The sequence below is a fragment of the Sphingomonas sp. genome (assembly GCF_964263785.1).
Classification (GTDB): domain Bacteria; phylum Pseudomonadota; class Alphaproteobacteria; order Sphingomonadales; family Sphingomonadaceae; genus Sphingomonas.
Map to the genome: position 1 here is coordinate 1 of NZ_CAXVWL010000121.1, position 15,303 is coordinate 15,303.

The window sequence follows — 15,303 nt, forward strand, 5'->3', positions numbered from 1 at the left end:
AGCGCGACGAGAAACACGTGGGCGCGCGATCCGCTCATCCCCATCCGTCACCCCGGACTTGTTCCGGGGCCCAGCGATCGGCGGGCGAGCCGACTGGAGGCTCATAGGGCATTACTCGCGGCACCCTGGACCCCGGAACAAGTCCGGGGTGACGAATTACAGGTCAGGTGCTATTAAGCTCGCCCCCCCCGAAACGGCACCAGCGTCGCGTACCGCTCGACCCCCGGCGCCCCCGGCACCGTCGCGCCGTTGCGCAGCAAGAACGCATGGCGGACGATCTCCGCCTGCTGCTCGATGCCGTAGCGCGCGAATGCCTGTCCCGGCTTGAACGCATAATCGTACCGGCACCACGGATGCCGTGCGAGCGGCAGGAAGACGCCGCGCTGGTGCTGCCAGACATGGACCATCTCGTGGATGAACAGCCCTTGCGCATCGAGCGGCGCCGCGGCGAAATCGTCGCGCCACTGGTCGCCCGCCGGGTGGAAGTGGATGTGCCCGCGCGGCGCCATGACGACATCGCGGGGTTGGAAGAACGCCCACTTGCGCCGGACAAGCGTCACCTGCCCATAGTCGATCGCCGTTCCGAACACCGAAGCCGCCAGCGCGGTCTCGCCCGCGGTCAGCGTGCGCTTCATACGGCGACGGTCATTCGGGTGCCGGGTCGCCCGCCGCGAACACGGTCGCCTTGCGCGACACGCGGGTGCCGTCGGAAAAGGACAGGGTCAGCAGCACCGGGCGCCCGCCCGGCACGATCCCGGGGTTCATGTCGAACAGCATCACGTGCCGCCCGCCCGGCTTGAACACGACATCAGTGTTCGCGGGCACCGGCACGCTGGCGAGGGGCGCCATCGTCATCATTCCCCCGCTCTTCATGCTTTCGTGCATCTCCGACCGGATCGAAACGTCGCTGGTGATCGCGATGATCGTCTTGTCGACGGGCCCGCCGTGGACGGCGAAATACGCCGCCGCGGGCCGCCCCTTCACCGCGCCGAGCCGGACCCAGGCATCGTCGACGCTCAGTTCGGGCGCCATGCCGCAACCTGCGAGCAGCGCGACGGCGGCGAAGGGCAGTAGACGGATCAAGCGAACTCCTTCGCGCGTTTGGAAAATCACATATCGCCACTAGGCCGGGCGCAATCTTGCAGCAAGCGCAACCCCCCCTATATCGCGCCCATCACCGGTAAGTTGCGTTGCCGTAACGGGACGCCGCTTCCCACTTTTTTACGTTCGTGAGGGGCTAGAAGAGCACACATGGCAAAAGTTATCGGCATCGACCTCGGCACCACCAACAGCTGCGTCGCAGTGATGGAGGGCGGCAAGCCCAAGGTCATCGAGAATGCGGAGGGCGCGCGCACCACGCCATCGATCGTCGCCTTCGCCAAGGACGGCGAGCGGCTGGTCGGCCAGCCGGCCAAGCGCCAGGCGGTCACCAACGGCGACAACACGATCTTTGCGGTCAAGCGCCTGATCGGCCGCCGTTTCGACGACCCGATCACCAAGAAGGACACCGAGCTGGTCCCCTACAAGATCGCACGCGGGCCGAATGGTGACGCGTGGGTCTCGGCAGGCGGCAAGGACTACAGCCCGTCGCAGATCAGCGCCTTCACGCTGCAGAAGATGAAGGAAACCGCCGAGTCCTACCTCGGCGAGACGGTGACCCAGGCGGTTATCACCGTGCCCGCGTACTTCAACGACGCGCAGCGGCAGGCGACCAAGGACGCCGGCCAGATCGCCGGCCTTGAAGTGCTGCGCATCATCAACGAGCCGACCGCGGCGGCGCTCGCGTACGGGCTTGAGAAGCAGGACGGCAAGACGATCGCGGTCTACGATCTCGGCGGCGGCACGTTCGACGTGTCGATCCTGGAGATCGGCGACGGCGTGTTCGAGGTGAAGGCGACCAACGGCGACACCTTCCTGGGCGGCGAGGACTTCGACAACAAGATCGTCCAGTTCCTGGCGGATTCGTTCAAGAAGGACGAGGGCATCGACCTCGCCAAGGACAAGCTCGCGCTCCAGCGCTTGAAGGAAGCCGCCGAGAAGGCCAAGATCGAGCTGTCCTCGGCAGTATCGACCGAAGTCAATCTGCCCTTCATCACTGCCGATCAGAATGGCCCGAAGCATCTGGTGAAGACGATCACCCGCGCCGATCTGGAGCGTCTGGTCGACGACCTGATCAAGCGCACCATCGAGCCGATGAAGAAGGCGCTGGCGGATGCGGGCGTCAAGACCGACGACATCAGCGAAGTGGTGCTGGTCGGCGGCATGACCCGCATGCCCAAGGTGCGCGAGGCGGTGAAGGCGTTCTTCGGCAAGGAGCCGCACACCGGCGTCAACCCCGACGAGGTCGTCGCGATGGGGGCCGCGATCCAGGCCGGCGTGCTGCAGGGTGACGTCAAGGACGTGCTGCTGCTCGATGTGACCCCGCTGTCGCTCGGCATCGAGACGCTGGGCGGCGTGTTCACCCGGATGATCGACCGCAACACGACGATCCCGACCAAGAAGTCGCAGACCTACTCGACCGCGGACGATAACCAGGGCGCAGTAACCATCCGCGTGTTCCAGGGCGAGCGCGAGATGGCGGCCGACAACAAGATGCTCGGCAATTTCGATCTCGTCGGCATCCCGCCGGCACCGCGCGGCGTGCCGCAGATCGAGGTCACGTTCGACATCGACGCGAACGGGCTGGTCAACGTCAGCGCCAAGGACAAGGGCACCGGCAAGGAGCAGCAGATCCGCATCCAGGCGAGCGGCGGTCTGTCGGACGCCGATATCGACCAGATGGTCCGCGATGCCGAGCAGTTCGCCGAGGAGGACAAGAAGCGCCGTGCGTCGGCGGAGGCGAAGAACAACGCCGAATCGCTGATCCACACCACCGAGCGCCAGCTGGCGGACAATGGCGACAAGGTCGACGAATCCTTGAAGACCGAGATCCAGGCGGCGATCGACGAGGCGAAGGCCGCGGTCGAGAGCAACGACGCCGACCGGATGACCGAAAAGGCGCAGGCGCTCGCCACCGTGGCGATGAAGCTGGGCCAGGCGATCTACGAGAAGCAGGCCGCGTCCGAGGCCTCTCCGGCGTCGTCCGAGGAAGCGCCCAAGGAAGACGTGGTCGACGCGGAATTCTCCGAAGTCGACGATCACAAAGCGTAAAGACTAAGATGACCCGCAGCCCTCATCCCCGCGCAAGCAGGGGTGGGGGCTGTGTCGTCCGGGGGCGTACATGACCACCACGATCGACTATTACGAGCTGCTGGAATGCGAGCGGACCGCGGACGCGGGCACGCTCAAGTCCTCATACCGCAAGCTCGCGATGAAATACCATCCCGACAAGAACGCGGGCTGCAAGGATTCCGAGGGCAAGTTCAAGGCGGTCAGCGAAGCCTATGAGGTCCTGAAGGACCCGCAGAAGCGCGCCGCCTACGATCGCTACGGTCATGCCGCGTTCCAGCAGCAGGGTGGCGGCGGCGCCCAGGACTTCGGCGGCTTTTCCGACATTTTCGAAAGCGTTTTCGGTGAGTTCATGGGCGGCGGGCGCGGCGGCGGGCGCGGGCAGGCGCGGCACGGTGCCGATCTGCGCTACGACATGGAGATCGGCCTGGAGGAGGCCTTTCACGGTAAGGCGACCGAGATCACCGTCGATGTCTCCGCGCAGTGCGACACCTGCCACGGATCGGGCGCGCGGCCGGGGACGCAGGCCAAGACCTGCCAGCATTGCCACGGTCACGGCAAGGTCCGCGCGCAGCAGGGATTCTTCGTGGTCGAGCGGCCTTGCCCGATCTGCAACGGCGCAGGCCAGGTGATCGCCGATCCATGCCCCGATTGCCGCGGCGAGGGCCGGGTCGACCGCACCAAGACGCTCAAGGTCAACGTGCCCGCCGGTGTCGACGAGGGCACCCGCATCCGCCTGTCTGGCGAAGGCGAAGCGGGACCGCGCGGGAGCCCGCCGGGCGACCTCTACATCTTTCTGCACGTCAAACGCCACAATCTGTTCGAGCGCGAAGGCACGACGCTGTTCGCGCGCGCGCCGATCAGCTTCACGACAGCGTCGCTCGGCGGATCGCTGTCGATCCCGGGGCTAGACGGCCGCACACATGAGGTGAAGATCCCGCCCGGCATCCAGTCGGGCAAGCAGCTGCGTCAGCGTGGCGCGGGCATGCCGGTGCTACAGGGCCGCGGCTCGGGCGACCTGGTCATCCAAATCGACGTCGAGACCCCCACCAAGCTGTCGACCCGCCAGCGCGAATTGCTGGAAATGTTCCGCGAGACCGAGACCGGCGACGAATGCCCCGCCAGCCAGGGGTTCTTTTCCAAGCTGAAGGCGGTGATCGCGGGCGAATAGGCGGCGCGCCGGCAACGCGTCGGGGGCGACGGGTCAGCAAGTGTCGGTTGATCGCCGCCCCGGATGCGACGTTGCGCTATAGGCGACGACAGGCCGTCCCCACGTCCGCGGCTCGCTCCACTGGGCATAGGCCAGCACCCTGAGCACCCGTTCGACCGGCCCCATCGCAAAGCGCGCCAGCCACCAGCGGCAGAACAGCGCGGTCGCGATCCACATCGCCACGGTGATCGTCCACAGCCCCGGCAGCGAGAAGCGGCCGACCAGCCCCAGGCCGTAGAACAGCGCCGATCCGATCGCCGATTGCAGGCAATAGACGGTGAGCGCCATGCGTCCGAGCGCGCGCAACGTGTCCGCACGACCGAACGCTCCGCGTTGCAGCAGCGCCAGCGCGAGCCCCGCGTGGCCCAGCGTGACCAGCAGCCGCGCCGGTTCGAACATCGCCAGCGCCAGTGTCCACTGCCACGTCGCGACCGCAGGATTGCCCATGTCCCATCCGGTTCGCGCGGCCAGCAGCACCGGCACCGCACGCCACGCCAGCCCGCCGCCATATCCGATCAGGATCATCCGCCGGTAGGTCGACGGCGGCGCCGCACCGGTCAGCACGCCGGTGCGGAACAGCGCCATGCCGATCATCATGAATGCAAGGCTCTCGGCGATGTCGAGCCAGCCGGTGATGCCGATGTTCTCGCGCGCCCAATAGGCGGCACTCCAGCGGAGCAGCGAGACGAAGTGGGTCCGCTGCGCCAGCCGTTCGACCGTGGTGGCGGGCCGCGGATGGATGGCGGCGCGCTGCGCCTCCAGCGCGGTCGCGGCATCGCGTCGCTCGGCGGTCAGCGGCGATCCGGCGTCGCGCAGCGCAATCGCGGCGGTACCGTCGTGATATTGGTCGACCTGCTGGTGGGTCCAGTATGCGGTGTTGGCGGACAGCCCCGCGATCAGCAGCCCGGCGGCGATCACCAGCGTGCGGACGTTGGCGGTGCGCACTGCCAGCAGGAACAGGCCGCTGACCCCGTAATTCCACAGGATCTCGCCCGGCCACAGCAGCACGGCCCATTGCAGCGTGCCCAGCGCCATCAGCACCAGCGCGCGGCGTGCCCAGACGTCGATCGGTGCGGCGCGTCCGTCCTCGCCCTCCGCCCGGCGCAGCATCAGCAGCATGCCCGCGCCGAACAGCATCGTGAACAGCCCGCGCATCGCGCCCTGTACGAACACGGTCTGCAAGCCCCAGGTGATCCACTCGGCGTTCGGGCGCGCGGGAAAGGTGGTGAGCGGATATTCGTCGAGTCCGCCCATGCCGAAGATATTCATCAGCAGGATGCCGCACACCGCGATACCCCGCAGCACGTCGAGCGCGTCGATCCGCGGTTGCGCGGCGGGTAGCGGGTTTTTGCGGGCGATCGTCACCCGCAGCGGATTACGTCAATGGGGTTAATATTCGGTAAGATATCGAACGGCCATCAGGCGGCGGCCTGTCCGCCCCTCGCATGCAAGGGGCGGGTGGCCGATGGATCAGAAAGTGGTGATGACCACCCCGACCACCAGCGCCTGGACCGCGATCGCCAGCATCGAGCTGGTCACGGTTTCAAACATACGCATGGTTGGTTCTCCGATGCCGGAGAAATATCCGGCACGGACATAAATGCAGCTTGTTACAGAAGTGCGCAACATTGTTGCGCGCAATGACGATTGCAGTTCGTGCAATCAAGTAGTGCCGAACACGCGTTTGAAAATCGTGTCGACGTGCTTGAAGTGATAGCCCAGATCAAACTTGTCCTCCAGCTCCGCGTCCGGGAGCGTTACCTCGGGGTCGGCCTTGAGCAGCTCCAGCAGCGACAGCGCGCCGTCGGACTCCCACACCCGCATCGCATTGCGCTGGACCAGCCGGTACGCGTCCTCGCGGCTCACCCCCGCCTGGGTCAGCGCCAGCAGCACCCGCTGCGAATGGACGAGCCCGCCCATCCGGTCGAGATTGCGCCCCATCCGTTCGGGATAGACGACCAGCTTGTCGATCACCCCGGTCAGCCGCGCGAGCGCGAAATCAAGGGTGATCGTCGCGTCGGGGCCGATATAGCGCTCCACCGACGAATGGCTGATGTCGCGCTCGTGCCATAGCGCGACATTCTCCAGCGCGGGCGTGACGTAGCCGCGCACCATTCGCGCCAGACCGGTCAGGTTCTCGGTCAGTACCGGATTGCACTTGTGCGGCATCGCGGACGACCCCTTCTGCCCCGGCGCGAAATATTCCTCTGCCTCCAGAACCTCGGTGCGCTGGAGGTGCCGCACCTCGGTCGCCAGCCGCTCGATCGATCCCGCGATCACGCCCAAGGTCGCAAAGAACATCGCGTGGCGGTCGCGCGGGATGACCTGGGTCGAGACCGGCTCGACGCTCAGCCCGAGCTTGCCCGCGACATACTCCTCCACGAACGGATCGATATTGGCGAACGTCCCCACCGCGCCCGAGATCGCGCAAGTCGCGATATCCGCGCGCGCTGCGACCAGCCGTTCTCGGTTGCGCGCAAACTCGGCATAGGCCTGCGCCAGTTTCAACCCGAAGGTCACCGGCTCGGCATGGATGCCGTGGCTGCGCCCGATCGTCGGCGTCATCCTGTGCTCGCGCGCGCGTCGTTCGATGACGACCAGCAACGCGTCGATATCGGCGAGCAGGATGTCGGACGCGCGCGCCAGTTGCACCGCCAGCGCGGTGTCGAGCACGTCGGACGAGGTCATGCCCTGGTGCAGGAAGCGCGCTTCCGGCCCCGTGCGTTCGGACACGTGGGTCAGGAAGGCGATGACGTCGTGCCTGGTCTCCGCCTCGATCGCGTCGATCCGCGCGACGTCGAACGGCCCGGCTGCGGCGTCCGCCTCCCAGATGCGCGCGGCGGCTTCGTGCGGGACCACGCCCAGTTCGGCAAGTGCGTCGGCCGCGTGCGCCTCGATCTCGAACCAGATGCGAAAGCGCGTCTCGGGGGTCCAGATGTCCGCCATCTGGGGGCGGGAATAGCGCGGAATCATCAGTTTTCCCGATCGTAGCTATGGCACGGCTCATCGCGACCTTCGACGGCGGAATCGCGGTTTTCCGCGGATAGCAGGGCCGCGCCGATGATCCAACCGGCAAGGCGGTGAAACCATCGCGGCGACCATCCGTTGACTATTCCGAACGCCGCACAGGCGGTATTCGACCATTTCACGACTTCACCTCAGACATGGATGGAGCAATATGATGCTGAAATATGCACTTCTGGGCGCCGCAATGGCGATGACTGCCCCCGCACTGGCGCAGACTGCGCCCACGACTTCGCCCGACACAGCGATGCCTACGCAAACCGCTCCGACGACTGTCGGCGCAACGCCACAGACTTCGCCCGCACCGGGCGATCCGATGCAGCAGGCACCCGCCACGAGCCCGGCGCCCGCCGAAACCGCGGCACAGCCCGCCGCCGGAGCCGACCAGGTCGCGTCAGTCGTCGATTCGCAGTTCGGCACCTACGACAAGGACGCCAACGGCACGCTGAGCGCGACCGAATTCGGCGCCTGGATGGTCGCGTTGAAGTCGCAGACCGATCCTGCGACCGACGCCAACAGCCCGGCCACCAGGAAGTGGAACCAGGCGGCGTTCGCGCAAGCCGACAAGGACAAGAGCAAGTCGCTCTCCAAGACCGAGGTGACGGGCTTCCTGGCCCCCGCCAAGTCGTAATCCCTGCGACTTCCCACCGAACCGCCGGGTGCAAGCCCGGCGGCTTTTTCGTGTCCGGGTCAGATCAGCCCCTGCGCACGCAACGACACATGCCCGCTGGTCCCCATGATCAGGTGATCGTGGACAGCGATTCCCATCCGCTTGCCCGCCTCGGCGATCGCGCGGGTCACGTCGATGTCGGCGCGGCTGGGGGAGGGGTCGCCGCTCGGGTGGTTGTGGACCAGGATGATCGCCGCCGATCCGAAATCGAGCGCGCGGCGGATCACCTCGCGGACATGGACTGCGGCCTGGTCGATCGTGCCGGTGCTCATCACCTCGTCACGGATCAGCATGTTCTTCGTGTCCAGGTGGAGCACCCGGAACCGCTCGATCGCGTGATGCACCATGTCGGCACGCAGATAGTCGAGCAGCGCCTGCCAGTTCGCCAGCACCGGCCGCGCCGCCACCTCCGCGCGCAGCAGGCGGGTCGCGGCGGCATGTGCGATCTTGATCGCCGCGACCGATGTCTCGCCCATGCCCTTGACCCGCTTCAGCGCTTCGCCGTCGGCGGTCAGCACCCCGCCGATGCCGCCGAACTCGCGCAGCAGCGCCTTGGCCAGCGGCTTGGTATCCTGCCGCGGGATCGCCAGCGCGAGCAGATATTCGACCAACTCGTGGTCGAGCAGCGCCTCGCCGCCGCCGTCGGCCAGCCGCTGGCGTAGGCGTGCGCGGTGGCCTGCGGTATCGAGATCGGCATCGGCCATGCCGCCGAACCTATGCGGCGGCGCGGCGGCGTGCAATTGCGCAGGTGAGGTGTCGGCGTAGAAGGCACGGGAGCATGGAAGGGGGCGGGTGGACGATACGAGCGAAGACCGGCCCCGCGGCCGCTGGTCCACCCGCCGCCGCGTCGCGGTGGCGCTGGCGATCGTCCTCATCGCCGCGCTGGCGGTGCTGTGGCTGGTCCGCAAGCCGATCGCCGCGCATTATGTCGATCGCACCCTCGCCGCCGCGCACGTGCCCGCGCTCTACACGATCGCCGACCTGGGGTTCGGCGGCCAGCGCCTGACCAACGTCGTCATCGGTGATCCTTCCGCACCCGATCTGGTCGCAGATTGGATCGAGACGCGTACCCGCGTGACGGCGCACGGCCCGGAATTGTCGGCGGTTCGCGCGGGTCGGCTGCGCCTCCGCGCGGGGCTGGTGGACGGCAGGCTGTCGCTTGGCGCGATCGACCGCTTGCTGCCGAAGTCCACCGGCGGCGCGTTCTCGCTGCCGAAGCTCGACTTGTCGGTCGAGGACGCGCGGATGCGGCTGGAGACGCCTTATGGTCTGGCGGGCCTGTCGTTGCACGGCCAAGGCAGGCTCGACAACGGCTTCGATGGGCGGGTGGCGGTGGTCAGCGAGCGGCTGTCCGGCGGCGGCTGCGCGGGCAATCGCGTCGCGGCTGCGCTGCGGGTGCGCTCGAGCGCCCGCGGGGTCGCCTTCGACGGACCGGTCAATCTCGCGAGCGCGACCTGCGCGGGAGTCCGCGTCGCCCGCGTGCACAGCGACGTGACGGGCAACGTCCTGCTCGGCGCGTCGAGCGGATCGGCGCTGACGTTGCGTCTCGAAACCGGCACCATCGTCCACCCGAGCGCAAGCGCCGACGGCGTCGCAGGCACGCTCGCGTTCCTCCACCAGGGCGGGCGTGACATGACCGTTCGCATCGACCTCGCCGCAAGTCGCGTCCGCGGTTTCGGCGGGAGCGCAGCGCGCGTCGCGCTCGACGGCGGAGTCGAGGCGCGCGGCGGCGCCTTCAGCTACGCGGGCCAGCTGGCGGTGGTGGATGCCGACGTCGCGGCGCTGGTCCCCCAATTCGCGGGGGTCGCCGCGGGAACGCCGGTCGCGCCGCTGATCGATCGCCTCACCGCAGCCACGCGTACGGCCGCGCGGCACTTGTCGGGCGAGGCGGAGCTCGGGCTGTTCCGCGGCGGCGACCTGCGGCTGTCGGTGCGCGACGCGACTCTGCGTTCGGCAAGCGGCGCCCGGCTGGCGTTCGAGCCCGGATCGGTCGTCGCTTGGCGGTCTCCGGCCGCGCTGTCGCTCGAGGGCGGCGTGACGCTCGCGGGCGGCGGCCTGCCCGAACTGCACGTGCGCGGCGTCCGGGCAGCGGGCGAAGCGGTCCGCGCGACGCTCACGATGACCCCCTACGTCGCGGGCGGCGCCAGCCTGGCGCTGACGCCGGTGAGCGTCGTCGACGGGCGCATCGTCACGCGCGCGACGCTGTCCGGCCCGCTCGGCGACGGTCGCGTCGAGCGATTGACCGTGCCGCTCGATCTGCGTCCGACGCGCGGCGGACTGGCGGCGAACCCCGCATGCACCCCGATCGCATTCGACCGCCTGGTGATATCCGGCCTGTCACTGCGCCCGGCGCGCCTGTCGCTGTGTCCGACCAGAGGCGCGCTGGTTCGAGCGATCGGCGGCGAACTGAAGGGCGGCGCACGGCTTGCCGCAGCACGCCTGTCGGGAACGCTCGGCAGCACCCCCGTCGCGCTCGCCTCGTCCGGCGCGACGCTTCGCCTCGCCGGCCGGAGCTTCGCGGTCGATGGCGTCGCGACCCGCATCGGCTCGCCCGACCGCGTCACTCGCCTCGACTTCGCCCGCATCGAAGGTCGCGTGAGCGGCGGTGGCGTTGCGGGACGGTTCGCGGGCGGCGCGGGCCGGATCGCCAACGTACCGCTGCTGCTGTCCGGCGCCGCAGGCGACTGGCGCTTCGCGGGCGGCGCGCTGCGCCTCGGCGGCGCGCTCGGGGTCAGCGACGCGCAGACCACGAGTCCACGGTTCCAGCCGATGCAGGCCCGCGCCGTGTCGCTGTCGCTCGTCGACGGCCTGATCGGTGCGCGGGGTACGCTCCACGAACCCACCACCGGCACGAAGGTCGCCGATGTCGCGATCCGCCACGCGCTCGGCCCGGGGGCAGGCTCGGCCGACCTCATCGTTCCCGCGCTCGCCTTCGCCAAGGGGTTCCAGCCCGAGCTGCTCACTCGCCTCACCTTCGGCGTCATCGCCGACGTCCGCGGCACCGTGTCGGGGGAAGGGCACATCGCCTGGAACGCGCAGGGCGTCACCTCGACCGGCACCTTCCGCACCGCGGGCACCGATCTCGCCGCCGCCTTCGGGCCCGTCACCGGCATCGCCACCGAAATCCGCTTCACCGACCTCCTCGCCCTGGAAAGCGCGCCGGGGCAGGTCGCCACGATCAAGTCGGTCAACCCCGGCATCGCGGTGACCGACGGCGCCATCCGCTACCGGACGCTCGCCGATTCGCGCGTGCAGGTGGAGGGCGGCGCCTGGCCGTTCGCGGGCGGGCGGCTGACGCTCGCCCCGACCCTGCTCGATTTCTCGCAGGCCGCACAGCGCCGAATGACGTTTCACGTCGACGGCATCGCCGCGGACCGCTTCCTCCAGCAATTCGACTTCAAGAACCTCGACGCGACCGGCACCTTCGACGGCGTCCTGCCGATGGTGTTCGACGAGGCCGGCGGCCGGATTGAGCGCGGCAACATGACCGTGAGACAAGGCGGCGGCACGATCCGCTACGTCGGCGAGATCGGCGAGAAGGACGTCGGCTTCTGGGGCAATGTCGCGTTCCAGGCGCTGAAGTCGCTGAAATACCGCAGCCTGACCTTGACCATGAACGGGCCACTGGCGGGCGAGATGGTCACCGACGTCCGCTTCGCCGGGGTCAGCCAGGGCGAAGGCGCGAAAGGCAATTTCATCATCCGCCGCCTCCAGCGGTTGCCGTTCGTGTTCAACGTGCGGATCAAGGCGCCGTTTCGCGGCCTGATCGATTCGGCGCAGTCCTTTTACGACCCCCGCCGCCTGATCCAGCGCAACCTGCCCGCGCTGCTGGAAGACCGGAACAAGCGTGCGGCCCCGCCCGCAAGCACCCGGCCCGTTCAGCCCCCCGCAAGCGCTTCCCCGGTAACAAAGGATTGACGATGATGAAAAGGATCACGACCTTGGCGCTGGTGACGGGAATGATGCCGATGGCCGCCTGCGTGAATGTGTCCGCGCCGACCAAACCGATCGAGATCAACCTCAACATCAACGTCACGCAGGAAGTCGTCTACCGCCTCGACGGCGAGGCAAAATCGCTGATCCAGCAGAACCCGGGGATTTTTTGACATGCGCAAGGTCTTGGTGATTGCAGGAGCATTGGTCCTCGCCGGGCTTGCGACCGCGGCGTACGCCCAGCGCGATCCCGCCTATGCCGCCGCGCGCGCGAGTGGGCAGGTCGGCGAGCAGCCCGACGGCTATCTAGGCATCGTCGGCGCAGGGGGCGCAGATTTGCGCGCACTGGTCGGCAACATCAACATCCAGCGCAAGGCGGCGTACACGCAAAAGGCGGCGGCGAGCGGTGCGACCGTCGAGCAGCTGGCGTTCACCAGCGGCTGCAACTTGATCGCGCAGACTGGCGCAGGCGAGAAGTACAAGTCCCCCGACGGCGTGTGGAAGACCCGCACTGCGGCGGCGCCTGAGCGCGATGGACGCTGTGCGTGAGAGGATGGGAGGTGACACGTGACACGTTCCCCACGTACTCCGTCACCGCGACCTGTTCCGGGGTCCAGGGTTCCACAAGTGCCGTCCCTTGAGCCTCTGACCGTTTAGCCTGCCGCACCCTGGACCCCGGAACAGGTTCGGGGTGACGGTCATCTCGGGGCGTGTCGTCTGATCTCACGCGGTTGACTTGGCCGGTTCGCTTTTCTAAATGCGCCCCCAAGCCGAGGGTTCGCCCCCGGATCCTGTCGCCGCGTCCTACGCTCGGCGGCTTTTTCTTATCCGCGAAGGTTCCGCGTGGCCGACGACCGCCCGAATGACGATCTCGATCGCCGTATCGCCGCCGCGAAAGCGGCTGAGGCGGCGCGTGCGTCGGGCGCGCCGTCGGGCAAGCCCGCCAAGGGCTATGGGCAGGGCTCGCGCGTCCTGGCCGAACTGGTCGGAGCGCCGATCGGTGGCGGCATCCTGGGCTGGGCGCTCGACCGGTGGCTGGGCACCAGCCCGTGGCTGCTGCTCGTGTTCATCGCGCTCGCGATCGTCGTCGCGTTTCGCAACATCTTTCGTATTTCCAAGGAGCGTGCCGAGTAATGGCCGGTGCAATCGACCCGATGGAACAGTTCATGGTCGAGCCCGTGCTCGGTCGACACCTGTCGCTGTTCGGCTACGACGTGTCCTTCACCAACTCGGCGCTGTTCATGGTCGTCGTGTTCGTGCTGCTGGCGCTGTTCATGGCGGGCGGGCTCCGCCGCCAATTGGTGCCGGGCCGCTGGCAGGTCGCGGTCGAGAGCGCGGTCGCGTTCATCGACAACATGGTGACCGTGAACATCGGCCAGGGCGGCAAGAAGTTCGCGCCATACATTTTCTCGCTGTTCTTCTTCATTCTGTTCGCCAATCTGGTCGGCGTGCTGCCGCTGGCGATCCTGCCGGGTCTCCACACCTTTGCGGTGACCAGCCACATCACCGTTACTGCGGTGCTGGCCTTCTTTTCCTTTGCGATCGTCCTGATCGTCGGCTTCGCCAAGCATGGCCTGAAATTCTTCTCGCTGTTCGTGCCGCACGGTGCGCCGCTGTGGCTGATGCCGGTCATCATCCCGGTCGAGTTCGTGTCCTTCATGGTCCGCCCGTTCAGCCTCGGCCTGCGGCTGTTCGTCGCGATGACGGCGGGGCACATCCTGCTCGAAGTGTTCGGCTCGTTCGCGGTTCAGGGCCTGAGCGCGGGTAGCGGGCTGGGCGTCGGCGTCTGGTTCGCCAGCATGCTGATGATCATCGGCGTCTCCGCGCTCGAACTGCTGGTCTGCGCGATCCAGGCGTATGTGTTCGCGCTGCTGACCTCGCTCTACCTCCACGACGCGGTGCACCTGCACTAGGCGTATGTGCGACTTTACTGTGACCTTTGAATAACTGGGAGCTTGAAATGACTGATCTTGGTGCACTGTACATCGGTGCCGGCCTTGCGGCGATCGGCGTCGGCATGGCCGCGCTCGGCGTGGGCAACGTGTTCGGCTCGTTCCTCGAAGGCGCGCTGCGCAATCCGGGTGCGGCTGACGGTCAGCAGGGCCGCCTGTTCATCGGCTTCGCGGCCGCCGAGCTGCTCGGCCTGATCGCGTTCGTCGTCGCGATCCTCATCCTCTTCGTCGTCAAGTAAGAAGAGCCGCCCGCATGCCGCAGCTATCCCAGGTCGGGGCCATCTATGCATCGCAGCTGTTCTGGCTCGCGATCGTGTTCGCCCTGATCTATTTCGGGATCGGCAAGGCGATGGTCCCCCGCATCGAACGCACGATCGACGATCGTAACGGTCGGGTCGCGGGAGACCTCGCCGCGGCGGAAGCGGCGCGCGCCACGGTGACGGCGCAGGACAGCGCGTACCATGCGGGCCTCGACACCGCCCGCTCGCAGGCGCTCCACACCACCGCCGAGGCCAAGATGGCGGCGACGCTGGCTGCCGAGCAACGCTTGAAGGCGAGCGACGCGGCGACCGAAGCGCGGATGGCGGAAGCCATGGCACGGGTCGACGCCGCCAAGCATCACGCGGTCGACGAGATCGAGCAGGCCACCGTCGAAGCGGTCGAGCAGATCGTCGCGCGCGTGTCGGGCGTAGCGGTCGACCGCGGCCTGATCGAACAGCGGGTAAGGGCGGAGCTGGCGCATGGCGGCTGATACCGTAAACACCGTGGCGCATACCGGCGTCGCCGAACTCCATCACGAGCCGTCGGCGCTCGGCATCACCGCGCCCGGCTGGGTCGCGCTGTCGATGCTGATCGTTGTCGGCATCATGCTCTGGCAGAAAGTGCCTGCGCTCGTCGCGCGGATGCTCGACGGCCGGATCGCGACGATCCGCAGCCAGCTCGATGAGGCATCGGCCTTGCGCGCGGAAGCCGAGAAGCTCCTGGCCGACGCCAAGGTCCGCGACGCGGCCAGCGCCGGCGATGCCGCGGCGATCGTCGCCAATGCGCAAGCCGAAGCCGCGCACGTCCGCGCCAAGGCGGAGGCCGACAGCGCCGACCTGATCGCGCGTCGCGGCAAGATGGCCGAGGACAAGATCGCCGCCGCCGAACGCGCCGCGATTGCCGAGGTCCGCGCGCGCGCAGCGGATGCCGCCGCGAAGGCTGCGGCGTCGATCATCGCCGAACGCCACGACGCGAACGCCGACCGCGCACTCACCGACCGCGCGATCGCAGGGATCGGCCGGCTGAACTGACGGACGGTCGCCCTCACCCTATCGGCGCTACGCGCCTCTTCCCTCTCCCGGTAG

At 67.8% G+C, this 15,303-nt stretch carries 17 protein-coding genes; 11 read left to right on the top strand and 6 right to left on the bottom strand.

The genetic code is table 11. The features are described 5' to 3' along the window. Positions 1-173: 173 nt before the first annotated feature. The gene (locus ACE5C1_RS15740) at positions 174-635 is read right to left on the bottom strand and encodes a vgr related protein (protein WP_374945018.1); all 462 of its coding nucleotides are present in this window, start codon (positions 633-635) and stop codon (positions 174-176) included. 10 nt (positions 636-645) lie between these two features. Further along, positions 646-1,083: a copper chaperone PCu(A)C gene (locus ACE5C1_RS15745; protein WP_374945019.1), complete on the bottom strand. Its 438-nt coding sequence runs from the start codon at positions 1,081-1,083 to the stop codon at positions 646-648. A gap of 168 nt (positions 1,084-1,251) precedes the next feature. On the opposite strand from ACE5C1_RS15745, the gene dnaK reads away from it, so the two are divergent. Together dnaK and dnaJ are read left to right on the top strand one after the other, a co-directional pair. Continuing rightward, positions 1,252-3,150, top strand: a complete 1,899-nt coding sequence (dnaK, locus tag ACE5C1_RS15750; protein ID WP_374945020.1) for a molecular chaperone DnaK — start codon at positions 1,252-1,254, stop codon at positions 3,148-3,150. Positions 3,151-3,220: 70 nt separating this feature from the next. After that, a complete protein-coding gene (dnaJ, locus tag ACE5C1_RS15755) occupies positions 3,221-4,339 on the top strand; it encodes a molecular chaperone DnaJ (protein ID WP_374945021.1) in 1,119 nt (372 codons plus the stop codon). Positions 4,340-4,372: 33 nt separating this feature from the next. Here dnaJ and ACE5C1_RS15760 read toward each other — a convergent pair whose 3' ends face one another. The 3 genes from ACE5C1_RS15760 to purB form a co-directional block, all read right to left on the bottom strand. After that, on the bottom strand, positions 4,373-5,743 hold the full coding sequence (locus ACE5C1_RS15760; RefSeq protein WP_374945022.1) for a DUF418 domain-containing protein: 1,371 nt from the start codon (positions 5,741-5,743) through the stop codon (positions 4,373-4,375). Between the two features lie 105 nt (positions 5,744-5,848). Next, positions 5,849-6,040, bottom strand: a complete 192-nt coding sequence (locus tag ACE5C1_RS15765; protein WP_374945023.1) for a hypothetical protein — start codon at positions 6,038-6,040, stop codon at positions 5,849-5,851. After that, positions 6,041-7,351: an adenylosuccinate lyase gene (gene purB, locus ACE5C1_RS15770; RefSeq protein WP_374945024.1), complete on the bottom strand. Its 1,311-nt coding sequence runs from the start codon at positions 7,349-7,351 to the stop codon at positions 6,041-6,043. Between the two features lie 205 nt (positions 7,352-7,556). On the opposite strand from purB, the gene ACE5C1_RS15775 reads away from it, so the two are divergent. Further along, the gene (locus tag ACE5C1_RS15775) at positions 7,557-8,033 is read left to right on the top strand and encodes an EF-hand domain-containing protein (protein ID WP_374945025.1); all 477 of its coding nucleotides are present in this window, start codon (positions 7,557-7,559) and stop codon (positions 8,031-8,033) included. 59 nt (positions 8,034-8,092) lie between these two features. Here ACE5C1_RS15775 and radC read toward each other — a convergent pair whose 3' ends face one another. Then, positions 8,093-8,776 (bottom strand): DNA repair protein RadC, encoded by a 684-nt coding sequence (gene radC, locus ACE5C1_RS15780; RefSeq protein ID WP_374945026.1) that lies wholly within the window; start codon positions 8,774-8,776, stop codon positions 8,093-8,095. 88 nt (positions 8,777-8,864) lie between these two features. Here radC and ACE5C1_RS15785 point away from each other — a divergent pair, with 88 nt between their 5' ends. The 8 genes from ACE5C1_RS15785 (at position 8,865) to ACE5C1_RS15820 (ending at position 15,249) form a co-directional block, all read left to right on the top strand. Further along, positions 8,865-11,990, top strand: coding sequence for a YdbH domain-containing protein (locus ACE5C1_RS15785; protein WP_374945027.1), 3,126 nt, complete (start codon positions 8,865-8,867; stop codon positions 11,988-11,990). Between the two features lie 41 nt (positions 11,991-12,031). Continuing rightward, a complete protein-coding gene (locus ACE5C1_RS15790) occupies positions 12,032-12,178 on the top strand; it encodes a YnbE family lipoprotein (protein WP_374945084.1) in 147 nt (48 codons plus the stop codon). A gap of 1 nt (position 12,179) precedes the next feature. After that, positions 12,180-12,554 (top strand): YdbL family protein, encoded by a 375-nt coding sequence (locus ACE5C1_RS15795; RefSeq protein WP_374945028.1) that lies wholly within the window; start codon positions 12,180-12,182, stop codon positions 12,552-12,554. Between the two features lie 294 nt (positions 12,555-12,848). After that, a complete protein-coding gene (locus tag ACE5C1_RS15800; protein ID WP_374945029.1) occupies positions 12,849-13,139 on the top strand; it encodes an AtpZ/AtpI family protein in 291 nt (96 codons plus the stop codon). Beyond that, positions 13,139-13,918 (top strand): F0F1 ATP synthase subunit A, encoded by a 780-nt coding sequence (locus ACE5C1_RS15805; protein WP_374945030.1) that lies wholly within the window; start codon positions 13,139-13,141, stop codon positions 13,916-13,918. Before ACE5C1_RS15800 ends, ACE5C1_RS15805 begins: the two co-directional genes overlap by 1 nt. 47 nt (positions 13,919-13,965) lie before the next feature. Then, the gene (locus tag ACE5C1_RS15810) at positions 13,966-14,196 is read left to right on the top strand and encodes a F0F1 ATP synthase subunit C (protein ID WP_374945031.1); all 231 of its coding nucleotides are present in this window, start codon (positions 13,966-13,968) and stop codon (positions 14,194-14,196) included. A gap of 14 nt (positions 14,197-14,210) precedes the next feature. Beyond that, positions 14,211-14,708 carry an ATPase gene (locus ACE5C1_RS15815; protein WP_374945032.1) on the top strand — a complete coding sequence of 166 codons (498 nt, stop codon included), beginning with the start codon at positions 14,211-14,213 and terminating at the stop codon, positions 14,706-14,708. Beyond that, a complete protein-coding gene (locus tag ACE5C1_RS15820; RefSeq protein ID WP_374945033.1) occupies positions 14,698-15,249 on the top strand; it encodes a hypothetical protein in 552 nt (183 codons plus the stop codon). Before ACE5C1_RS15815 ends, ACE5C1_RS15820 begins: the two co-directional genes overlap by 11 nt. The last annotated feature ends 54 nt before the right edge of the window (positions 15,250-15,303 follow it).